The following is a 22,241-nucleotide window of genomic DNA, read 5'->3' on the forward strand; positions in this document are numbered from 1 at the left end:
GTCGCGCCGGGCGGTCGACATCGCGCCGGCCCGGGCTAAGTCAGCGGCGGTACCGAACGATTGAAAGGATCCCGCGCCGATGACCCTATCCGATTTCCTGTCTGTCCGGATTGCCGAGGGCGTGACCATCGGCGATGTTCTCACGGTGGAGTTCCTGGCCTCGGTGCTGGGCAACGTGCTGGCCGCCGTCGCGATCCTGTTCCTGGGCATGCTGATCGGGCGCTGGGCCGCCAAACGCATCCGGCGGCTGGGCGCGCAGCACAGCCGGCTCGACACCACGCTGTTCAACTTCCTGGGCTCGATCACCCGTTACGCGATCATGGCGGTGACGGTGATCTTCGTGCTCAACCGCTTCGGGCTTGAAACCACGTCGCTTGTCGCGGCTTTGGGCGCCGCCGGGCTGGCCATCGGTCTGGCCCTGCAGGGCACGCTGTCGAATGTCGCGGCGGGGGTGATGATCATCCTGTTCCGCCCGATCAAGGTCGGCGATTTCGTCGAGATCGCCGACGAGATGGGCACGGTCAAGGATATCTCGCTGAACTATACCGAGCTGGCCTCGCTGGGGAACACGCAGGTGATCATTCCCAATTCCGAGGTCTGGGGCAACACGATCGAGAATTACTCGGTCTACCCGCTGCGCCGCGCGGAATGGACCTTCGGCGTGTCCTATGGCTCGGATCTGAAAAAGGCCGAGACGGTGATCCTGGACACGATCATGGCCGATGAGCGCTCGATGAAAGACCCCGAGCCGTGGCTCCAGGTCAATAATCTCGGCGACAGCTCGGTCGATTTCCTGGTCCGGGTCTGGGTCGATGCGGGCGACTATTTCTACTATCAGGCCGATATGAAGCGCCGGGTCAAAGAGGCGCTGGACGAGGCCGGGATCGAGATCCCCTTCCCCTATCGCACGCTGGTCATGGCCGGGGGCGAAGCGCCGGCGATGCCCGATCGGTCCGCGCAGGCCGGGATCTGACGTCACGCGACGCCGCCACGCAAAAGGGGCCGCCCGATGGTGCGGCCCCTTTGTCTGTCTTCAGCGCCCGAAAGGACAGCGGCACGCTCAGAGCGCCTCGACCATCGCCTCGCCGCCCGAAATCTCGCAGCCCGAGCCGGTTTCGGGGTGGAAGACCGTCACCACCCCGTCCTCGACCATCATCGCGTAGCGCTTCGACCGGCCCTTCAGGCCCACGGGCGGCGCGTCGAAGGACAGGCCCAGCTTCTCGGTAAACTCGCCCATCCCGTCGGCCAGCATGGTGATGCCCGCCTCGGTCGCGCCGGTGGCTTCGCCCCAGCTTTTCATCACGAAGGCGTCGTTGACCGAAATGCAGACCACCTCGTCCACGCCCTTTTGCTTCAGCGCGTCCATGCTGCGCACGAAGCTCGGGACATGGGCGGAATGGCAGGTCGGCGTGAAGGCGCCCGGCACCGCGAAGATCACCACCTTGCGGCCTTCGGTCAGGTCCTTGACCGACACCGCTTCGGGCCCGTCGGCGCCGATTTTCTGCAGGGTGGCATCGGGCAGCGTTTCGCCGGTGGAAATGGTCATGGTATGCGCTCTCCTGTTGGGTTAGGTCGATGACCGGGGATATATACCCGCGAAGGGGGCGTTCCAGTACGCCAATCTGAAACGGACAGGAAGGAAACGGGGAATGGGTGGAATCGTCGTCATCGGGGCCGGGCAGGCCGGGTCTTCGCTGGTCGCGAAACTGCGGAGCCTTGGCTATGAAGGGGCGCTGACGCTGATCGGCGACGAGCCGGTGCCTCCCTATCAGCGCCCGCCGCTGTCGAAGAAATACCTTCTGGGCGACATGGCGCTCGACCGGCTGTTCCTGCGGACCGAGGCCTATTACGCCGACAACGCCATCACCCTGCGCAAGGATGCAAAGGTGACGCGGATCGACCCGGCGACAAAGCAGGTCTTTCTGGGCGACGAGGCGATCCCCTACGAGCAGCTTGCGCTGACCACGGGCTCCGAACCGCGCCGCTTGCCCGCCGCGATCGGCGGGGAGCTGAAGGGTGTGTTCGGCGTGCGCCGGCTGTCGGATATCGACGCGATGGCGCCCTATTTCACCGAGGGCAAGCGGCTTCTGGTCGTGGGCGGGGGCTATATCGGCCTCGAAGCCGCCGCGGTCGCCGCGCTCAAGGGCCTGAAGGTCACGCTGATCGAGGCCGCGCCGCGCATCCTCGGCCGTGTCGCCGCGCCCGAAACCGCCGACGACATGCGCAAGCTGCACGCCGCGCACGGGGTCGATATCCGCGAGGGGACGGGCCTTGTGCGTCTGACCGGCGAAGACCATGTCGACGGCGCCGAACTGGCCGATGGCACGCATCTGGACGTGGATTTCGCCATTGTCGGCATCGGCATCATCCCCGGCACCGACCTGGCCGAAGAGGCCGGGCTGGTGATCGAGAACGGCATCCGCACCGACGATTACGGTCGCACCTCGGATGCCTCGATCTGGGCCGCGGGCGATTGCGCCAGCCTCGAATACCGGGGCAACCGCATCCGGCTCGAAAGCGTGCAGAACGCGATCGACCAGGCCGAGGCAGTGGCCTCCAACATGATGGGCGCCGAAAAGCCCTATGTGCCGATGCCGTGGTTCTGGTCGGATCAATACGACATGAAACTGCAGATCGCGGGCCTCAATACCGGCTATGACCGCATCGTCACCCGCGATACCGGCGGCGCGCGCAGCCACTGGTATTACAAGGGCGACACCTTCCTCGCGGTCGACGCGATGAACGATCCGCGCGGCTACATGGTGGGCAAACGGCTTCTGGAAATGGCGAAAAGCCCCGACCCGGCCGCCATTGCCGATCCGGCGACCGAGCTGAAAACGCTGCTCAAGGCATGAGGCCCTGATGCGCATCGTCGGCGGCGCGCGGCGCGGATTGAAGCTGGCCGAGATCGGCGCAGGCGACACGCAGGCGCATCTGCGCCCGACCTCGGACCGGGTGCGCGAGGCGCTCTTCAACAGGCTCTGTCAGGGCAAATGGGGCGATCTGGTCACCGGCCAGCGCGTGCTCGACCTGTTTGCCGGCACCGGCGCGCTGGGGCTCGAAGCGCTGTCGCGCGGCGCCACGCAGGTGACGCTGGTCGATGACGGTGCCACTGCGCGGGCTCTCATCCGCGCCAATATCGAGGCCATGCAGGCGATGGGAACCACCCGGCTCTATCGTCGCGACGCCACCGATCTGGGCGCCAATCGCGGCGCCGGATTCGGTCTCGTCTTCATGGACCCGCCCTATGGCAAGGCGCTGGGGCAACGGGCGCTCGCCTCCGCCATGGGTGGTGGCTGGCTGGCCCCCGGGGCCATTATCGTGTGGGAAGAGAACGCGCCGCAGCCCGCGCCCGACGGGTTCGAGCCCCTCGATCAGCGCCGCTACGGCGAGACCTGGATCACGCTCCTGCGCGCCCCCTGAGCCTTTCACTTTGCTCCAAATACTCACGGGTGGGGTCCGGGGAGGGGGCGTGCCCCCTCCCCGGGCAGGGGAGCGCGAGGGGGCGACAGCCCCCTCGCCACCCGGCGCCTAAGTGCGCGCTTCCGACGCGGCGCAAAAGCCACAAGCGCCCGTTATCCCCATGCTTTTTCTGGACCCAACGCCCCTCACGGGTTATCGTCGCAAAAAACGGGGCGCTACGATCCCGTCGAGCAGAGGCATCCATGGATTTTCCCCAGCGGTTCTCGAACCTGCCGGAATACGCATTCCCGCGCCTGCGCGCGCTTCTCGATCACCTGACCCCGGGTGGCGAGCCGATGGCGATGACCATCGGCGAGCCGCGCCATCAGATGCCCGCCTTCGTGGGCGAGGTGCTGGCCGCGACTCTGGCGGGCTTCAACCGCTACCCGCCGAACGAAGGCTCGCCCGAGCTCTTGGCGGCGTTCTCCGGCTGGCTGAAGCGGCGCTACGGTGTCGATGTCGCGCAGGACAGGCTGATGGTGCTGAACGGCACGCGCGAAGGGTTGTTCAACGCCGCCGTCGCGCTGTCGCCGGAAACCAAGAACGGCGCCACTCCGGTGATCCTGACCCCCAACCCGTTCTATCAGGTCTATGCCATCGCCGCGCTGACCGTCGGGGCCCAGCCGGTCTATGTGCCCGCGACCTCGGCGACCGGGCATCTGCCCGATTACGCCTCGCTGCCTGCCGAATTGCTCGACCGGGTGACGATCGCCTATCTGTGCTCGCCCGCCAATCCGCAGGGCGCGGTTGCCAGCCAGGATTACTGGGCCGAGCTTCTGGCGCTGGCCGAGAAGCACGATTTCCGCATCTTCGCGGATGAATGCTATTCCGAGATCTACCGCGACGCCCCGCCGCCCGGCATTCTGGAAGTGGCGGCGCGGGTCGGTGCCGATCCCGAGCGGGTCGTGTCCTTCCATTCGCTCTCGAAACGCTCGAACCTGCCGGGCCTGCGCGCGGGTTTCCTGGCCGCCGGGCCGAAATCCGCGCGCGCCATCCGTCAGCTGCGCGCCTATGCGGGGGCGCCGGTTCCCGCCCCGATTCAGGCCGTCGCCGCCGCCGCCTGGTCGGACGAGACGCATGTGGCCGAAAGCCGCGCGCTTTATCAGGAAAAGTACCGCATCGCCGACGAGGTGTTCGGCGGGCTCAATGCCTATTTGCCGCCCGAAGCGGGCTTTTTCCTGTGGCTTCCCGTCGCCGATGGCGAAGAGGCCACGCTGAAACTGTGGCAGGAGACCGGGCTGCGCGTGCTTCCCGGCGCCTATCTGTCGCGCGACGCAGAGGGCGGCAATCCCGGCAAGGGATATATCCGCGTGGCGCTCGTCAATAACGCTGACGAGACCCGCCACGGCCTGACCCTGCTGCGCAACTGCCTGTATACGTGAGGATCCGATGGCCAGCTTCCCCACACCGAACCGCGACCCGCTGATCGACAGCCGCCTGCAGGCGATCCTGTCGCAGCGCGGCAAGGAATTGCTGGGCCTGTGCCTGATCGGGCTGGGCCTGATCCTGGCGCTGATCCTGGGCTCGTATTCGCCCGAGGACCCGACCTGGATGGCCGCGACCGATGCCCCGGTGCATAACGCGCTTGGCCGGGTCGGGGCGGCCATCGCCGCGCCGATGACCAAGATCATCGGGCTGGGATCCTGGGGGATCGCGCTGGCGCTCTGCATCTGGGGGCTTCGGCTGGTGATCCATCAGGGCGAGGAATACGTCCTGCAACGCTCGTTCTTCGCGCCGGTGGCGATTGCCGTGGGCGCGGTCTGGCTGTCCTCGCTGGTGCCCGGCGCGGGCTGGACGGTCGATCACGGTCAGGGCGGGATGTTCGGCGACACCGTCCTGGCGGCGGTGATGACCGCTTTGCCGATGACGGCCTTCGTGGCCAACCTCGTCACGCTGGCCAGTTTCGCGGCGACCGTGGCGCTGTATCTCTACGTTCTGGGCTCGACCCTGCCGGAACTCAAGCGCATCGGGCAATTCCTGCTCTCGGGGCTGATCCTCAGCTATGCGGGTCTGTGCTCGCTTCTGGGCCTGTCGGCGCGGGGCATGGGCGGTCTGGCGCTGAAAGGCCATGAAAGCTGGCAGCATCGCCGCGAGACCCGCGCGCAGGCGCGCGCCGCCGCCGAGCAGGCGCTGGCCCAGCATCAGCGCTGGAGCGAGCCGCAGGGCAGCTATGCGCCCGCTTACCCGGCGGCGCCGGACGACGATTACCCGCTGGAGTACCTGCCCGACGATTACGGTCCGGATCATGGGCCGGATTACGGAACCGATCCGCGCTACGATCCGCAGCCGCATCCGGGCTATCGCCCGCTGCAGGCAACGCGCGGTCAGGCGCCGGGTCCCGCGGCGCGGAACCATGTCGAGCCTCCGATCTCGAACCGTCCGGCGCCGCGCCCCGATACGTGCCCAGTCGCTCAGGACCGGTCGCGGTCCGAGCCGCGGGGCCACGATCCTTACGAATCCCGGCGCGATGCATCCCATGATTCCGGCCGTGCCGAGGGCTATGGCCAGCGCTACACCCCGCAGCACCGTGCGCCCGCCTCCGCGCGTGCGCCCGAGCCTATGGCCGAGCCTGTGCCCGGACCCGCGCCGCAGGCCTGGGGTCAGCCGCCGCGCGGGGACGAGCGGGGGGGCTTGCTGAGCCGCGTCTCCGCGCTGGGCCGGCGTTCAGACCCCGCGCCCGAAGCCGAGCCAAGCCGTTCCGACTGGTCGATGCCCGATGGCGAACTGATCGAACCGCAATCGCCCGCCGCTCTGGCCGAGGCGACGCCACCCAGCCCCGAAGGTCTGCGCGCGCGGATCGCGGAACTGATGGGCTCGCGCAAACGCTCGAAGCCGGTCCTGCGTTTCGATCCCGATGCCTATCCCGCCCGCGCCGCCGCCGAGGCCGTGCGCCCGGCTGCCGAGATGTCCGGCCCGCGTCGCGAACCCGCGCTGACGGCCGGTCAGCCTGCCGTCGCGCCGATGGCCCCCGCAATGGTGCCCGCAACCGCCGCCGCGCCGCAGCCTGTTCCGACGCCGCCGCAAAGCTACAGCTTCAGCCACGCATTCGGCTATCAGCCCGCGCCCGCCAGCTATCCGGGCGCCACCGCGCCCGCGCCCGGACGTTTCACGGAACGGCCTGAAGAACCCGCGCTTCTGGACGAGGAAGACGATCCGTTCGATCCGCATCTGGCGGATGACGATTACGATGCCTATGCGGCCCCCGTCGCGCCGCGCGCGCCCGCTGCCCCGGTTGCGGCCCCCGTCGCCAGCCGTGTCCAGCAAGCCCCCGCCCGCGCGCCCGTCCCGTCGCGCCGCGCGCAGGCAGAAGCGCAGCCGTCGCTGGCCTTCGAGCCCGCCGGGGAGGGGTTCGAATTGCCGCCGCTCGCGCTGTTGCGCGATCCCGCCTTGGAAAAGCGTCAGATCATCTCGCATGATGCGCTGGACCAGAACGCGCGGATGCTGGAAAGCGTGCTGGAAGATTACGGCGTGCGCGGCGAGATCATCTCGTGCAAGCCGGGCCCGGTCGTGACGATGTATGAACTGGAACCCGCACCGGGTCTCAAGGCCAGCCGGGTGATCGGCTTGGCCGACGATATCGCGCGCTCGATGTCGGCGCTGTCGGCGCGCGTCTCGACCGTGCCGGGGCGCTCGGTCATCGGGATCGAACTGCCCAATGCCGACCGTCATACGGTCGTGCTGCGCGAGATCCTCGCAACCCGGGATTTCGGCGATTCGACCATGCGTCTGCCGCTGGCACTGGGCAAGGATATCGGCGGCGAGGCGGTGGTGGCGAACCTCGCCAAGATGCCTCACCTGCTGATCGCGGGGACCACGGGCTCGGGCAAGTCGGTGGCGATCAACACGATGATCCTGTCGCTCTTGTACAAGCTGACGCCCGCTGAATGCCGGTTGATCATGATCGACCCGAAGATGCTGGAACTCAGCGTCTATGACGGCATCCCGCACCTGCTCAGCCCCGTCGTCACCGACCCCAAGAAGGCCGTCGTGGCGCTGAAATGGGTCGTGGGCGAGATGGAGGAACGCTATCGCAAGATGTCCAAGATGGGCGTGCGCAATATCGACGGCTACAACGGCCGCGTGCGCGAGGCCTTGGACAAGGGCGAGATGTTCAAGCGCACAGTGCAGACCGGCTTCGACGACGAGACCGGCGATCCGGTCTTCGAGACCGAGGAATTCGCGCCCGAAGCGCTGCCCTTCATCGTGGTGATCGTCGACGAGATGGCCGACCTGATGATGGTTGCGGGGAAAGAGATCGAGGCCTGCATCCAGCGCCTGGCACAGATGGCTCGGGCCTCGGGCATCCACCTGATCATGGCGACGCAGCGGCCCTCGGTCGATGTCATCACCGGCACGATCAAGGCGAACTTCCCGACGCGGATTTCCTTCCAGGTGACGTCGAAGATCGACAGCCGTACCATTCTGGGCGAGCAGGGGGCCGAGCAGCTTCTGGGCATGGGCGACATGCTGTACATGGCGGGCGGCGCCAAGATCACCCGCGTGCACGGGCCCTTCGTGTCCGACAGCGAGGTCGAGGAAGTCGTGCAGCATCTGAAAAGCTTCGGTCCCCCCGATTATGTCGGCGGCGTGGTCGAGGGGCCCGAAGGCGACCGCGAGGCGGATATCGACGCGGTGCTGGGGCTGGGCGGAGACAGCGGTGGCGAGGACGCGCTTTACGATCAGGCGGTGGCGATCGTCGCCAAGGATCGCAAATGCTCGACCTCGTATATCCAGCGCAAGCTGGGCATCGGCTATAACAAGGCCGCACGGCTGGTCGAGCAGATGGAGGATCAGGGCGTCGTCAGCCAGGCCAATCATGTCGGCAAGCGCGAGATCCTGATCCCCGAGATGCAGTAAGGCCCGTGGCGCGGGGAGGCGCGCAGGCGTCGCTCCCGCCCACCCACCCCGCGCGCCTGCGCGCCAGAAAGACGGCACCAGAAAGATTGCGCCCGGTCGATGGACCGGGCGTTCTGCGTTCGGGACGATTCCGGCGTCAGGCGTCAGGCGTCAGGCGAAGGGGTCCTGCGGATAGCCCACGCCGGTCAGCGTCAGTCCCTGCGGCGGACAGACCGGTCCGCAGGCGGCCCGCTCGCGCGCCTCGAGCGCCTGTTTGACGCGGTCGGGCTCCCAGGCCCCGGCCCCCACGCGTTCCAGCGTGCCGACGATCGAGCGGACCTGGTTGTGCAGGAAGCTGCGCGCGCGCAGGTGGAAGCGGATCTCCTGCCCGGCAGGATAGGGATGCTCGTCGATGGTGATCTCGTCGAGGGTCTTCACCGGCGATTTCGCCTGGCACAGCGAGGCGCGGAAGGTCGTGAAATCGTGCAGGCCCAGAAGATGCGCCGCGCCCGCGCGCATCGCTTCCGCATCGAGCCGGTGGCGCACCTGCCAGACCTGCCCCGCATCGAACACCACGGGTGCCCGTCGGGCCACGAGGCGGAACGTATAGCGCCGTTCGATGGCCGAGAACCGGGCGTGGAAATCCTCGGTCACGCGGGCGCAGGCGGTGATCGCCACGGGTGCGGGTTTGAGATGGTGGTTCACAGCCTCGAGCAGCCGCGCCGGATCCCAGTCGCGGTCGAGATCGGCATGCGCGACCTGTCCGGTCGCATGCACGCCGGTATCGGTGCGCCCGGCGGCGGCGATGCGCGGCTCGGTCGGGTTGAGGCGCGCGAGCGCTTCCTCGACGGCCTGCTGGACCGAGGGCTGGCCGTCCTGACGCTGCCAGCCGTTGAACGGCGTGCCGAGATATTCGATGCGGAAAGCGAAGCGGGGCATGGCGGCTCGGATGGTGAGGGGGCAGGGGGGCTTTGCCCCCCTCGGCGCAACTGCGCCTCACCCCCCAGGATATTTGCGGAACGAAGATGAAGGGCGGTTCGGGATCAGCTTTCGCGGGCGTGGATTGCCTTCAGCCCGTCGCGGTAGGTCGGGTGGTTGAGGGTGAGCTTCAGCTCGGGCCCGATCCGACGCGAGCGCAGGCGCTTGTTGTCGGCCCAGAAGCTGCGCGCCATGGGCGAGAGCGTGGCCTCTTCGAACGGGATCTCGGGCGGCGGGGTCATGCCGAGAAGGGTGGCGGCGTAGGCGATGACATCGGCATTGGGCGCGGGTTCGTCGTCCGAGACGATCAGCGGGCCGTCGAGCCGCGCCTCGGCAGCGGCGGCGGCGATGCGGCCCAGATCCTCGACATGGATGCGGTTGAAGACCTGGCCCGGCCGGACCACCCGCTGGGCGCGGCCTTCGCGCAGGGCGTCGAAGGCCGAGCGGCCGGGGCCGTAGATCCCGGCGATCCGCAGGACACAGAGCGGCAGGGCGTGTTTCTCGGCCAGCGCGCGCCAGCCCGCCTCGGCCCGGAGCCGGGCGGTGCCGCGGCCGGTATCGGGCCGGTCGGGGGCGCTTTCGTCGATCCAGGCGCCGCCGGTATCGCCGTAGAGCGAACTGGCCGAGGCATAGCAGAGCCATTCAAGCCTGGGCATCGGCAGGGTGGCGATCCGGGCCAGGACCGGGTCCTCGCCGGTTTCGCGGTCGGGGGCGACCCAGCTGATGACATGGGTGGCCTCGGCCAGCGCCGTGGCGGCCTCGTCGGGCCAGTGCACGGCGGCGGCGCCCTGCGTGCGCGAGGTGCCCAGAAGGCGCCAGCCGGGACCGAGCGCGGCTTCGGTGGCGCGGCCGGAATAGCCGTGGCCGATGGAGAGAAGCGTTTTCATGGCGCCCAGCTAATGCCGCAGGGCGGGGCGGGGCAAGAGCTGCCCTTCAAATCCACCCCCCGGCTGCCTATTCTTTTGAGGCACAGACTTCGGAGCGCCGGATTGCCCCCCTCACTGACCGACATGATCACGCGCCCCATCGAGGCCCTGGGCGATACCGTTTCCGAGGCCTTCTTCGAGCCGGTGCTGCGGCTTGGCGTGACCGGGCTGAGCCGCGCGGGCAAGACGGTGTTCATCACCGCTTTGGTGCATAACCTGACCGAGCCGGGCCGGATGCAGCGGATGCGCGCGGTGCAGCAGGGGCTGATCCAGGGCGCGTGGCTGCAGCCTCAGCCCGACATGACGCTGCCGCGCTTCGATTACGAGGCGCATCTGGCCAGCCTGACGGGCGACGATCCGCGCTGGCCGGATGGCACGCGGGCGGTGAGCGAGCTGCGGCTGTCCTTCCGGCTGGCGCCTACGGGGATGTTCGGCGGGCTCACGGGGCCGCGGCGGCTGCATCTGGATATCGTCGATTACCCGGGCGAATGGCTGCTGGATCTGGGCCTGATGGGCAAAAGCTATGCGGAATGGTCGGCCGAGGTGATGGACCGTCTGCCGCGCCGCCCGGAAGCGGGCGCCTTTCGCGCGGCGCTGGAGGGTATAGACCCGGCGAAACGCTTCGACGAGGCCGATGCGCAGGAACTGGCGCGGCTGTTCACCGGCTATCTGGTGGCCGCGCGCGAGAATGGCTGGTCGGACTGCACGCCCGGCCGGTTCCTGCTGCCGGGGGATCTGGCCGGGTCGCCGGCTCTGACCTTCGCGCCGCTGCCGGCCGCCGAGGAGCGGCGCGGCACGCTGGTGCGCGAGATGGCGCGGCGGTTCGAGGCCTACAAGGCGCAGGTCGTTCGGCCCTTCTTCGAGACGCATTTCGCGCGGATCGACCGGCAGGTGATCCTGATCGACGTGCTGGAAGCGGTGCACCGGGGCCCCGCCGCGCTGGAAGATCAGCGCCGCGCGATGGCCGAGGTGCTGGCCGCGTTCCGGCCCGGCGCGAACGGGTTTTTCAGCACGCTTCTGCGCGGCAAGCGGATCGAGAAGCTGCTCTTTGCCGCGACCAAGGCCGACCACCTGCACCATTCGCAGCATGCCCGGCTGACGGCGCTGGCCGAGGCGATGCTGCGCGAGGCGCGCGACAAGGCGCGGTTTTCCGGCGCCGAGACGGCGGCGATGTCGATCGCCGCGCTGCGCGCCACGGTGGAAGAGACCCGTGCGCATGGCGGGCGCGAGGTCGAGACGGTGCGCGGGCGGCTTATCGACGGGCGGCAGGTGGCGGTGAATGCGGGCGCGCTGCCCGACGATCCCGCGCGGCTGCTATCGCCCGCGCGCGAGGGCGCCGAGCGCTGGCTGCAGGGCGATTACGGCGTGATGCATTTCGCGCCGCCGGTGCAGAGCCGGCTGCCGGGGCAGGGCCTGCCGCATATCCGGCTGGACGCGGCGGCGGAATTCCTGATTGGCGACAGGCTGGTGTAAAGCATGAGCAACGGACCCATTCTGATCGAGCTGGACGAGGGCGAGGGCCATGCCGACGTGGCGGGCGCACCCGAAATCGACGGCCCGCCCGACGGCGCGGCGATGCAGATGGCGGTGGCCGGCATGGCCAAGGGACGTCCCTCGGGGCCGGGCCGCTGGGTGCTGGGCGTGGGCGCGGCGCTGGTTTCGCTGGTGCTGGGCGTCGCGGCATGGGATTTCGCCGCGCGCCTGATCGAGCGGGTGCCGGTTCTGGGCTGGCTGGCGGCGGCGCTGTCGGTGGCTCTGGTCGTGGCGCTGGTGCTCTGGGCGGGCAAAGAGGCGCTGGGATATCTGCGGGTGCGCCGGCTCGACGCGATCCGCACGCGCGCGGAACTGGCCGTGGGCACCGGCGATCTGACAGAAGCGCGCGCGGTGGCGGCCTCGGTCGCGGCGCTTTACGGAGCGAAGGATCCGACCGAAGAGGCGCTGGACGCCGAGGCGGTGATCGAAGGCGCCGAGGCGCATCTGCTGATCGGGCTCGATCAGCGTGCGCAGATGGAAATTCAGGCCTCGGCCCGGCAGGTGGCCCTGGCGACCGCGCTGATTCCGCTGGCTTTCGCCGATGTCGCGGCGGCGCTGACGGCCAATCTGCGGATGATCCGGCGGATTGCCGAGATCTATGGCGGGCGGCCCGGAACCTTCGGCAACTGGCGGCTGGCGCGGTCCGTGGCGGTGCATCTGATGGCGACCGGCATGGTTGCGGTGGGCGACGACCTGGTGGGCTCGCTCGCGGGCGGCGGCCTGCTGTCCAAGCTCTCGCGGCGATTTGGCGAGGGCGTCGTCAACGGCGCACTGACCGCCCGCGTCGGGCTGGCCGCGATGGAGCTGTGCCGCCCTTTGCCCTTCCGCATGGGGCGCAAACCGGCGGTGACGACGGTCACGGCGAATGCGCTGCGAGGTCTCTTCGACCGCGGCTAGGCGCTGCCGGGCGCGTTTGTTGCCGAATTACAAGGACACGATTGCATACTGCGCCTTGGCCGGACTGCGGCGCATGGCGCGCTTTTCTCAGGCGCGCGCATCGTCCTAATGGGAAAACCCGTTTCGACAGCCGGTATGCCCATGACGCCCGCCACGCCCCCCTTTCAGGACCATCCGCTGCGCTATGCGCTGACCAACGAGCTGCATGCCCGGCCCTCGCCGGTCGTGGCGGTGCCGGCGACGGCCGTGTTTCTGGCCGTGAAGCCCTCGCAGGACGCGGTGGCGCGCGACCGGGGGAGGGACCGGGCGCATCTGGTGGATCTTCTCGACCGTCACGGCGCGGCCCATCCCGCGCCCGACGCCACGCATCATTTCGTCCGGGCCGGTCGCCACGGGCTGAAATGGGAAAACCACACCGAGATGACGACCTGGATGGCGTTTTCCGACGGGCTGACGCAGCGGCCCTTCGATCCCGCCGCCTTCGACGTCTTTCCCGGCGACTGGCTGGCGCGCGTGCCGGGAATGCGCGTCACCTCGATCCTGTTCCGGATCGAGGAAATGCCGCTCGCGGACGGGGAATGCGACCCGGCGGCGATCCGTCCGAAGCTGGAGGACTGGTTCGTCGCCGAAAGCCTTGCGGCCACCTATGTGCTGGATCGCGCGGCGATCGTGGCGTCGGATTTCCGCATCGACCCGGCCGGGCATCTGCGCATGGCGATCTTCGTGCATCCGCAGACCGGGCGGCGGCGGGTGGGTCGGATCGTCCAGCGCCTGTGCGAGATCGAGACCTACCGCGCGATGTCGATGCTGGGGCTGGCGCGGGCGCGGCAGGTTTCGGGACAGATGGGGGTACTGGACCGGCGGCTGGGCGATCTGCAGGCAGGGATGTCGGGCGGGGCCAGCCATGCCGAAGAGGTGCTGGGCGCGCTGATCGAGGTCTCGGCCGAACTCGAGCGGCTTGAAATGGCCTCGTCCTTCCGGTTCGGAGCGACGCGGGCCTACGAGGCCATCGTGCATGACCGTATCGCCGTGCTGCGCGAGGAACGGTACGAAGGGCGCCAGACCCTGGCCGAGTTCATGCGCCGCCGCTGGGATCCGGCGATGCGCACCGTGCGCGCCGCCGAAAGCCGGCTGGCGCTGTTGTCCGAGCGCGCGATGCGGGCCGGGCGGCTGCTGTCGACGCAGGTCGAGGTCGCGCGCTCGGCGCAGAATGCCGAGCTCCTGCAAAGCATGGATCGCCGCGCCGATCTGCAACTGCGCCTGCAGCACACGGTCGAGGGGCTGTCGGTCGTGGCGATCAGCTATTACGCGGTGGGGCTGGTGTCGAACATGGTCACGCCCTTGGCCGAGCCGATGGGGCTGAGCAAGACCTCGGTCTACGCGATGGTCACGCCGGTCGTGGTGCTGGCCGTCTGGCTGGCGCTGCGGCGCATCCGGTCCAAGCTGCACTGACGCAAAAGGGGGGCACGAAGCCCCCCTTTACTCGTTTCCGTCGTGCCGGGCTCAGGCCATCGCGCGCAGCTTTTCCAGCACCTCGCGCAGGCGCGCGGCTTCGTCCGACCGCTCGGCCAGATTGGCGCGGGCTTCCTCGACCACCTCGTCCGAGGCATTGGCCACGAATTTCGGGTTGTTCAGCCGCCCGCTCAGCCCGCCGATTTCCTTGTCGAGCTTCTGCAGCGATTTCTCCAGCCGGTCGGCCTCGGCGGTGATGTCGATCACGTCCTCGATCGGCAGGGCATAGGTCGCCCCCTCGACCGCGACGGTCAGCGCGGCTTTCGGGATCTCGGCGCCTTCATGCAGCCCGTCCAGACGCGCCAGACGCTGGATCAGCGCCTCGTTGCGGGCATAGGCGGCCCTGGCGGTGTCGTCCTGATCCACCACCAGCATCGGCAGCTTCATCCCCGCCGGCACCCGCATCTGCGTGCGCGACGAGCGGATGCTTTCGATCAGGCCGATGGTCCAGCCCATTTCGCGATCGGCTGCGGCATCGGCGATATCGGTCGTGTAATCGGGCCAGTCGGCATGGGCGCAGAGTTTCTCGCGCGGCCCGGTCAGGCCCCACAGCTCTTCGGTGATGAAGGGCATGATCGGGTGCAGCAGGACAAAGCACTGATCGAGCACCCAGCGCATCGTCGCGCGGGTTTCATCGGCCTGATCACCATCGAACAGCGGCTTGGCGAATTCGACATACCAGTCGCAGACCTTGCCCCAGACGAAAGCGTAAAGCGCGTTCGCCGCGTCGTTGAAACGGAAATTGGCGAAGGCTTCGTTGACCACGGCCAGCGTGCGCGCGGTCTCGCCGATGATCCAGCGGTTGGCGGTGGCCTGCGGCTGCGGCACCTGCGCCACGGGCGCGCCCTCGAACACGCCATTCATCTCGGCGAAGCGGGTGGCGTTCCACAGCTTGGTGGTGAAGTTGCGATAGCCGGTGATGCGCTGGGTATCGAGCTTGAGCACCCCGCCAAGGCTGGCCATCGCCGCATTGGTGAACCGCAGCGCATCGGCGCCGAACTCGTCGATGATGTCCAAGGGGTCGATGACGTTGCCCACCGATTTCGACATCTTCTTGCCCTTGGCGTCGCGCACCAGGCCGTGCAAGTAGACAGTGTGGAACGGCACCTGGTCGACGACGGCCAGCTGCATCATCATCATCCGCGCCACCCAGAAGAACAGGATGTCCTGCCCGGTGATCAGCACGTCGGTGGGGAAATACCTCGCCAGTTCCGGGGTTTGCTCAGGCCAGCCCAGCGTGCCGATGGGCCACAGGCCGGACGAGAACCAGGTGTCCAGCACATCCTCTTCACGACGCAGCGTCTTCCCGGGCGCCATCGTCTGCGCTTCGGCTTCCGAGGGCGCGCAATACTGGTTGCCCTCGTCGTCGTACCACACCGGGATCTGGTGCCCCCACCACAGCTGGCGCGAGATGCACCAGGGCTCGATATTCTCCAGCCAGTGGTAATACACCTTCTCGCCCGATTCCGGCAGGATCCGGGTATAGCCCGCCTGCGGATCGAACGTCCCGTCCCGCTCGGCCGCGCAGCCCTTGCGCACCGCGTCCAGCGCGGGGCCCACGATCTTCGACGTATCGACGAACCATTGCCAGGTCAGGAACGGCTCGATCACCACTTTCGAGCGGTCGCCGAAAGGCTGCATGATCGGCTTGTCCTCGACCAGGGGCTCGCGGGTCAGGTCCTCGGCCTTGGTCTCGGGGTCGATGGTCTTCTTCAGATAGGTGACCGCCAGCCCCTCGGCATTGATCGCTTCGACCACGGCCTTGCGCGCGTCATAGCGGTCGAGACCGCGCAGTTCTTCGGGGACAAGGTTGATCTGGCTCACGTCGCCCGCCTCGCGCTCGCCGCGCGCGATGGCCCCGGCGATCTGCGCGCTTTCCTCGTAGGACAGACCATCGGCCCGCATCCGCGCCTTGGTGTCCATCAGGTTGTAAAGCGGGATGTTGTTGCGCTTGGCGACCGCGTAGTCGTTGAAATCATGCGCGCCGGTGATCTTCACCGCACCCGAGCCGAAATTCGGATCGGGGTATTCGTCGGTGATGATCGGGATCAGGCGGCGGTGCTCTTTCGGACCCACCGGGATCTCGCACAGCATGCCCACGATGGGCTTGTAGCGCTCGTCCGTGGGATGCACGGCCACCGCGCCGTCGCCCAGCATGGTCTCGGGGCGGGTCGTGGCGATCGAGATGTAGTTGCGGGTCTCGCGCTTGGTGACGCGGCCGTCCTCGTCGCGCTCGACATATTCGTAGGTCGCGCCGTTCGCCAGCGGGTACTTGAAGTGCCACATATGGCCCGCGACCTCGGTATTCTCGACCTCCAGATCCGAGATCGCCGTCTCGAAATGCGGGTCCCAGTTCACCAGCCGCTGACCGCGATAGATGTAGCCCTTGTTGTAAAGATCGACGAAGACCTTGATCACCGCGTCGTGGAAATTGCCTTCCTCGCCCGCCGGGGCGCCGGGGGCGCCGGACATGGTGAAGGCGTTGCGCGACCAGTCGAGCGAGCAGCCCAGCCGCTGCAGCTGACCGATGATCGTGCCGCCCGATTGCGCTTTCCATTCCCAGATCTTCCGGGTGAAGGCCTCGCGCCCCATCTCGCGCCGCGTGGCGTTCGACTTGTCCTTGGCCAGCTCACGCTCGACCACCATCTGCGTGGCAATGCCGGCATGGTCCTGACCCGGCTGCCAGAGCGTGTCGAAACCGCGCATCCGGTGCCAACGCACGAGGATGTCCTGCAGCGTGTTGTTGAACGCATGCCCCATATGCAGGCTGCCCGTCACGTTGGGCGGCGGGATCATGACCGAGAAGCTCGCATCGCGGCTGGCATTGGCGCCGGCTTTGAACGCACCGCGTTCTTCCCACAGCGCGGCGATCCGCGCCTCGGCCTCGGCGGCGTTGAAGGTCTTGTCCATCGTCATCTGCGTCTTCCCTCACGGCGTTCGGCGGGCTTTCGCGCTGTTTAGCGGGGCCGGGCTGAAAGGGAAAGAGCGGCGCTGCGTTCCGGCAGGCGCGCGGGATGGAGAGGCCGGGGGATCCTCCCCCGGACCCCCTGGGATATTTGGGGAACAAAGACGCAGGGTTAACGAAGCGCTAACGCCGCGTCTTTGTTCCTCAAATATCCTCGGGGGTGAATTTGCCGACAGGCAAAGAGGGGGCAGACAGCCCCCTCCCTGCGGTCGATGCGGGCGCGGCGCCGGGTCAGCTGGCCAGCATGTCCTTCACCATCGGGATGACCTCTTCGCCGTACAGCTTCAGACCTTCCATGTTCTGCTCGTGCGGCACCGGGCCCGTGGTGTATTTCAGATCGAAGCGCTGCACGTTCAGCCCCTTGACCGCGCGGGCGATCTTGCGGGCGACAGTTTCCGGCGAGCCCACGACCAGCGCCCCATGCGCCACTTCGGCGAGGTATTTGTCCTTGCTCATCGGGCCCCAGCCGCGCTCGCGCCCGATGCGGCCGAAATTGGCGGCGTAATGCGGCCAGAGGCGTTCACGGGCTTCCTCGTCGGTTTTCGCCACGAGGCCCGGCGAATGGATGCCGATCGGGCGGGCGGTCATGCCCAGCTGGTCGACCGCGCGATGGTAAAGATCGACATAGGGTTTGAAGCGCAGCGGGTCGCCGCCGATGATCGCCAGCATCAGCTGCAAATCGTGGCGCACGACGCGGACGACCGAATCCGGGCTGCCGCCCACGCCCACCCATGTGGTCATCGGCTGGCCCAGCGGCGGGTAGACTTTGGCCTTGTGCAGCGGTGCGCGGGTCTGGCCCTGCCAGCTGACCTCGTCCTCGCGCAGAAGGCGCGCGAAGATGTCGAGCTTTTCTTCGAACAGCTCGTTGTAGAGGTTCATGTCGTAGCCGAAGAGCGGGTAGCTTTCGGTGAAGGACCCGCGCCCGAGGATCGGCTCGGCGCGGCCGTTCGAGACCGCGTTGAGGGTCGAGAAGCGCTGGAACACGCGCACGGGATCGTCGGTCGACAGGATCGTCACCGCCGTGCCCAGCTTGATGCGCTTGGTGCGCCCGGCGATGGCGCCGAGCACGATTTCGGGCGAGGAAATCGCGAAATCGTCGCGGTGGTGCTCGCCCAGGCCGATGAAGTCGATGCCGAGTTCGTCGGCATAGGCCGCTTCTTCGACCACGTCGCGCAGCACCTGGTCCATGGGTTTGAGCTGGCCGTCGGCGCCCATGCTGATATCGCCGAAAGTATCGAGGCCGAGGGAAATCTCGCTCATGATCGTCTCCTGTTTGAGCGAGAGATAAGGGTTCGGGGCGCGCGGTCAAAGGCGCGTGCGCGCAAGGGGGATGTGCAGGGATGCACCGGGGGCGCGACGGTGTGCGGCCGGACGGGGCCGGTTGCCCGGTCTAAGTCGCGTCCCGGCGCGGCTCGATCAGCCCGACCATCATCGCCAGCGCGCGGTTGAGGGGCGCGTCGATCCCCAGGGCCGCGCCGCGTCGGGCGATTTCGCCGTTGAGCATGGCGATTTCCGTGGGCTTGCCCGCGATCACGTCCTGCGCGGTGGACGAAAGCTGTCCGCTCATCGACCGGGTGATGCCGATGACCTGATCGAGCATGTCTTCGGGGAGGGTGACGCCGCTGGCCTGGGCGACCGCGCGGCATTCGGCGACGAGCGCGGCGAAGGTCGCTTCGGCCTCGGGGCGCCGGGCGATCACGCCGTAGGGCCGGCGCGTCAGGGCCGAGATCGCGTTGACCGCGCAATTGAGCGTCAGCTTGGTCCAGAGCGCGGTTTCCGCCTGCGCGGAGACCTCGGTCGGGATCTGCGCGGCGTTGAGCCGGGTCGCGGCGGCATCGGCGCCGGGGCCTTCGCCCAGTACCAGCTCGCCGCGCCCCTTGTGCTGGACATGGCCCGGCCCGGCCATGCCGACCGCGACATAGACCACGGCGGGGATCACGGGGCGGTTCAGCTCGGCGCTTAACAGGTCCGCATTGCCGATGCCATTCTGCAGGCTGAGAACGGTGGCATCGGCGGAAAGGTGCGGTTTCATCGCCTGCGCCGCCGCCTGCGTGTCGGGGGATTTGACGCAGACCAGCACCAGGTCGGCCCCGGCGATGGCGGCGGGATCGGTGCTGGCGCGGACCGTGACATGCTCGATCCGGCCGTCCTTTTCCAGCTGCAGGCCGCGAAAGCTCATCGCGTCCACAAGCGTCTGGCGCCCGATCAGCACGACATCCTCGCCCGCCCGCGCCAGCAGCGCACCGAAATAGCAACCGACGGCGCCCGCGCCGAAGATGGCGATGGTCATTCGGCGGCCTCCTGATAATCGGTAAGCGGCGGGCAGACGCAGAACAGGTTCCGGTCGCCATAGACGTTATCGACGCGGCCCACCGGCGGCCAGTACTTGTCGACGCGGAAGCTGCCCGGCGGGAAGCAGCCCTGTTCGCGCGAATATTCGCGGTCCCAGTCGGCGACGAGGTCTTCGACCGTGTGGGGCGCGTGGCGCAGGGGCGAGGCTTCGGCACTGATCTCGCCGGCCTCGACGGCCCTGATCTCATCGCGGATCGCCAGAAGCGCGGCGATGAAGCGGTCGATCTCGGCCTTGGTCTCGGATTCCGTCGGCTCGACCATCAGCGTGCCCGCGACCGGCCAACTCATCGTTGGCGCGTGGAAACCGTTGTCGATCAGACGCTTGGCGATGTCCTCGACCGTCACGCCCGCTTCGGCGAAGGGGCGGGTGTCGAGGATGCATTCATGCGCCACGCGGCCCTTGTTGCCCATGAACAGCACGTCATAGGCACCGTGCAGCCGGGCGGCGATGTAATTGGCGTTCAGGATCGCCACGCGGGTGGCCTGCGTCAGGCCGGGCCCGCCCATCATCAGGCAATAGGCCCAGGAAATCAGCAGGATGGACGCGCTGCCATAGGGGGCTGCGCTGACCGGCCCCTCGGTGCCGCCGGTTTCGGGGTGACCGGGCAGGTGGGGGGCCAGATGCGCCTTCACGCCGATGGGGCCCATGCCGGGACCGCCGCCGCCATGGGGAATGGCGAAGGTCTTGTGCAGGTTCAGGTGGCTGACATCGCCGCCGATCTCGCCCGGTTTCACAAGGCCCACCATGGCGTTCATGTTGGCGCCGTCGATATAGACCTGTCCGCCATGGTCATGGGTGATCTTGCAGACCTCGCGCACGGTTTCCTCGAACACGCCATGGGTCGAGGGATAGGTGATCATGCAGGCGGCCAGCCGGTCCCCGGCCGCCGCCGCCTTGTCGCGGAAATCCTCGGTGTCGATATCGCCGTTGGGGGCGGATTTGACCACCACCACCTGCATCCCCGCCATCTGGGCCGAGGCCGGGTTCGTGCCATGCGCCGACATCGGGATCAGGCAGATGTCGCGCTCGGGCTGGCCCTTGGCGCGGTGATAGGCCTGGATCGTCAGCAGACCCGCATATTCCCCCTGCGCGCCGGAATTGGGCTGCATGGACATCGCGTCATAGCCGGTGATCTCGCACAGCTTGGCGGAGAGATCCTCGATCACCTCGGCATAGCCCGCCGCCTGATCGGGCGGACAGAACGGGTGCAGGGCTGCGAATTCGGGCCAGCTGATCGGCATCATCTCGGCCGCGGCGTTCAGCTTCATCGTGCAGGACCCCAGCGGGATCATCGCCCGGTCGAGCGCCAGGTCGCGGTCCGACAGGCGGCGCATGTAGCGCATCATCTCGCTTTCGGCGCGGTTCATGTGGAAGATGGGATGGGTGAGATAATCGCTCTCGCGCGCCATCGCGGCGGGAAAGCCCAGTTTGGCGCGGTGCGGCGGTACGCCGTCGATGCCGAAGGCTTTCAGCACGCGGTAGAGGACGTTCTCGTCCGTCGTCTCATCCAGCGCGATGCCGACATGGCGGGTGCCGATCTTGCGGAAATTGAGCCCCTCTTGCCGCGCGGCGGCAAGGATCCCGGCCTGACCCACGCCGACCTCGACGGTGATCGTGTCGAAGAAGGCCTCGGGCTCGACCACGGCGCCGGCGGCTTTCAGCGCGCGGGCCAGCCGCTCGGTCATGAAATGCACCCGCTCGGCGATGGCGCGCAGACCGGCGGGGCCGTGAAACACCGCGTACATCGAGGCCATGACGGCCAGCAGTGCCTGCGCGGTGCAGACGTTCGAGGTGGCCTTCTCGCGGCGGATATGCTGCTCGCGGGTTTGCAGGGCCAGACGGTAGGCTTTGTTGCCCCGCGCATCGACCGACACGCCGACCAGTCGCCCGGGCATCTGTCGTTTATGGGCATCCGCGCAGGACAGGAACGCGGCATGGGGCCCGCCATATCCCAGGGGCACGCCAAAGCGCTGGGCCGAGCCCACGGCGATATCCGCCCCCATCGCGCCCGGCTCCTTGATCATGCACAAAGCCAGCAGATCGGTGGCGACGATGGCGATGGCCTTGTGCGCGTGCAGCGCGGCGATGTCATCGGTGAAATCGCGCACATGGCCATAGGTGCCCGGATACTGGAACAGCGCACCGAAGACGACGGCGGGTTCGAGCGTTTCAGGCTCGCCCACGATGACCGAGATGCCCAGCGGCGCCGCGCGGGTCTTGATGACGGCGATGGTCTGCGGATGGCAATTGGTGTCGACAAAAAAGCCCGTGGCCTTCGACTTGGCGACCCGCTGGGCCATGACCATCGCTTCGGCCGCCGCCGTCGCCTCGTCCAGAAGCGAGGCATTGGCGACGGGCAGGCCGGTCAGGTCGGCGACCATGGTCTGAAAGTTCAGCAGCGCCTCCAGACGGCCCTGCGCGATTTCCGGCTGATAGGGGGTATAGGCGGTGTACCACGCCGGGTTTTCCAGGATGTTCCGCTGGATCGCCGGGGGCGTGATGGTGCCGTAATAGCCCTGCCCGATGAGCGAGGTCAGCACCTTGTTCTTCGCCCCCACGGCACGCATCCGCGCCAGAAGCCCGCCTTCGGACAAGGGCGCCCAGTCCAGCGGCTTGTCCTGCCGGATCGACGGCGGAATCGTCTCGTCGATCAGCGCGTCGAGGCTGGGCGCGCCGACGGCTTTCAGCATCGCGTCCATCTCGGCGGGCGAGGGGCCGATATGGCGGCGATTGGCGAAATCATACGGATCGTAGGCGGATTCGGTGAAAGGCATGGCGG

General features: G+C 67.9%; 15 protein-coding genes. 8 read left to right on the forward strand and 7 right to left on the reverse strand.

Translation table 11 applies throughout. The features are described from left to right. The first annotated feature begins 79 nt into the window (after positions 1 to 79). Complete coding sequence (locus C4N9_RS07695) at positions 80 to 973, forward strand: mechanosensitive ion channel family protein (RefSeq protein ID WP_109532733.1); 894 nt, start codon at positions 80 to 82, stop codon at positions 971 to 973. 87 nt (positions 974 to 1,060) lie between these two features. Here the strand turns inward: C4N9_RS07695 and C4N9_RS07700 are convergent, their stop codons facing one another. After that, positions 1,061 to 1,546: a peroxiredoxin gene (locus C4N9_RS07700; RefSeq protein WP_109532734.1), complete on the reverse strand. Its 486-nt coding sequence runs from the start codon at positions 1,544 to 1,546 to the stop codon at positions 1,061 to 1,063. A 103-nt stretch (positions 1,547 to 1,649) separates the two neighbouring features. Here C4N9_RS07700 and C4N9_RS07705 point away from each other — a divergent pair, with 103 nt between their 5' ends. The 4 genes from C4N9_RS07705 (at position 1,650) to C4N9_RS07720 (ending at position 8,319) form a co-directional block, all read left to right on the forward strand. Beyond that, positions 1,650 to 2,855 (forward strand): NAD(P)/FAD-dependent oxidoreductase, encoded by a 1,206-nt coding sequence (locus C4N9_RS07705; protein ID WP_109532735.1) that lies wholly within the window; start codon positions 1,650 to 1,652, stop codon positions 2,853 to 2,855. A 7-nt stretch (positions 2,856 to 2,862) separates the two neighbouring features. Then, positions 2,863 to 3,423, forward strand: coding sequence for a 16S rRNA (guanine(966)-N(2))-methyltransferase RsmD (rsmD, locus tag C4N9_RS07710; protein WP_109532736.1), 561 nt, complete (start codon positions 2,863 to 2,865; stop codon positions 3,421 to 3,423). 242 nt (positions 3,424 to 3,665) lie between these two features. After that, positions 3,666 to 4,844 (forward strand): aminotransferase class I/II-fold pyridoxal phosphate-dependent enzyme, encoded by a 1,179-nt coding sequence (locus C4N9_RS07715; protein WP_109532737.1) that lies wholly within the window; start codon positions 3,666 to 3,668, stop codon positions 4,842 to 4,844. Between the two features lie 7 nt (positions 4,845 to 4,851). Then, the gene (locus C4N9_RS07720) at positions 4,852 to 8,319 is read left to right on the forward strand and encodes a DNA translocase FtsK (RefSeq protein ID WP_109532738.1); all 3,468 of its coding nucleotides are present in this window, start codon (positions 4,852 to 4,854) and stop codon (positions 8,317 to 8,319) included. Positions 8,320 to 8,469: 150 nt separating this feature from the next. Here C4N9_RS07720 and truA read toward each other — a convergent pair whose 3' ends face one another. Both truA and C4N9_RS07730 read right to left on the reverse strand, forming a co-directional pair. Next, complete coding sequence (gene truA, locus C4N9_RS07725; RefSeq protein ID WP_109532739.1) at positions 8,470 to 9,237, reverse strand: tRNA pseudouridine(38-40) synthase TruA; 768 nt, start codon at positions 9,235 to 9,237, stop codon at positions 8,470 to 8,472. 104 nt (positions 9,238 to 9,341) lie between these two features. Further along, positions 9,342 to 10,163, reverse strand: a complete 822-nt coding sequence (locus C4N9_RS07730) for an NAD-dependent epimerase/dehydratase family protein (RefSeq protein WP_109532740.1) — start codon at positions 10,161 to 10,163, stop codon at positions 9,342 to 9,344. 123 nt (positions 10,164 to 10,286) lie between these two features. Between C4N9_RS07730 and C4N9_RS07735 the strand changes: the two genes are divergently transcribed. The 3 genes from C4N9_RS07735 to C4N9_RS07745 all read left to right on the forward strand — a co-directional run bounded on the left by C4N9_RS07735 (position 10,287) and on the right by C4N9_RS07745 (position 14,084). Next, a complete protein-coding gene (locus C4N9_RS07735) occupies positions 10,287 to 11,675 on the forward strand; it encodes a YcjX family GTP-binding protein (protein ID WP_210404004.1) in 1,389 nt (462 codons plus the stop codon). Positions 11,676 to 11,678: 3 nt separating this feature from the next. Continuing rightward, positions 11,679 to 12,632, forward strand: coding sequence for a YcjF family protein (locus C4N9_RS07740; RefSeq protein WP_109532742.1), 954 nt, complete (start codon positions 11,679 to 11,681; stop codon positions 12,630 to 12,632). 135 nt (positions 12,633 to 12,767) lie between these two features. Continuing rightward, positions 12,768 to 14,084, forward strand: a complete 1,317-nt coding sequence (locus tag C4N9_RS07745) for a DUF3422 family protein (RefSeq protein WP_245902492.1) — start codon at positions 12,768 to 12,770, stop codon at positions 14,082 to 14,084. A gap of 51 nt (positions 14,085 to 14,135) precedes the next feature. On the opposite strand, the gene C4N9_RS07750 is transcribed toward C4N9_RS07745, so the two are convergent. From C4N9_RS07750 to gcvP, 4 genes are all read right to left on the reverse strand, one after another. Continuing rightward, positions 14,136 to 17,060, reverse strand: coding sequence for a valine--tRNA ligase (locus C4N9_RS07750; RefSeq protein ID WP_109532743.1), 2,925 nt, complete (start codon positions 17,058 to 17,060; stop codon positions 14,136 to 14,138). Positions 17,061 to 17,340: 280 nt separating this feature from the next. Continuing rightward, positions 17,341 to 18,369 (reverse strand): LLM class flavin-dependent oxidoreductase, encoded by a 1,029-nt coding sequence (locus tag C4N9_RS07755; protein ID WP_109532744.1) that lies wholly within the window; start codon positions 18,367 to 18,369, stop codon positions 17,341 to 17,343. Between the two features lie 130 nt (positions 18,370 to 18,499). Then, positions 18,500 to 19,399 (reverse strand): ketopantoate reductase family protein, encoded by a 900-nt coding sequence (locus C4N9_RS07760; protein ID WP_109532745.1) that lies wholly within the window; start codon positions 19,397 to 19,399, stop codon positions 18,500 to 18,502. After that, entirely contained in the window at positions 19,396 to 22,236 is a 2,841-nt protein-coding gene (gcvP, locus tag C4N9_RS07765; RefSeq protein WP_109532746.1) for an aminomethyl-transferring glycine dehydrogenase, read from the reverse strand. The genes C4N9_RS07760 and gcvP overlap by 4 nt, the downstream gene beginning before the upstream one ends. Positions 22,237 to 22,241: the final 5 nt, after the last annotated feature.

The organism is Pararhodobacter marinus (assembly GCF_003122215.1).
GTDB classification, from domain to species: Bacteria; Pseudomonadota; Alphaproteobacteria; order Rhodobacterales; family Rhodobacteraceae; genus Pararhodobacter; species Pararhodobacter marinus.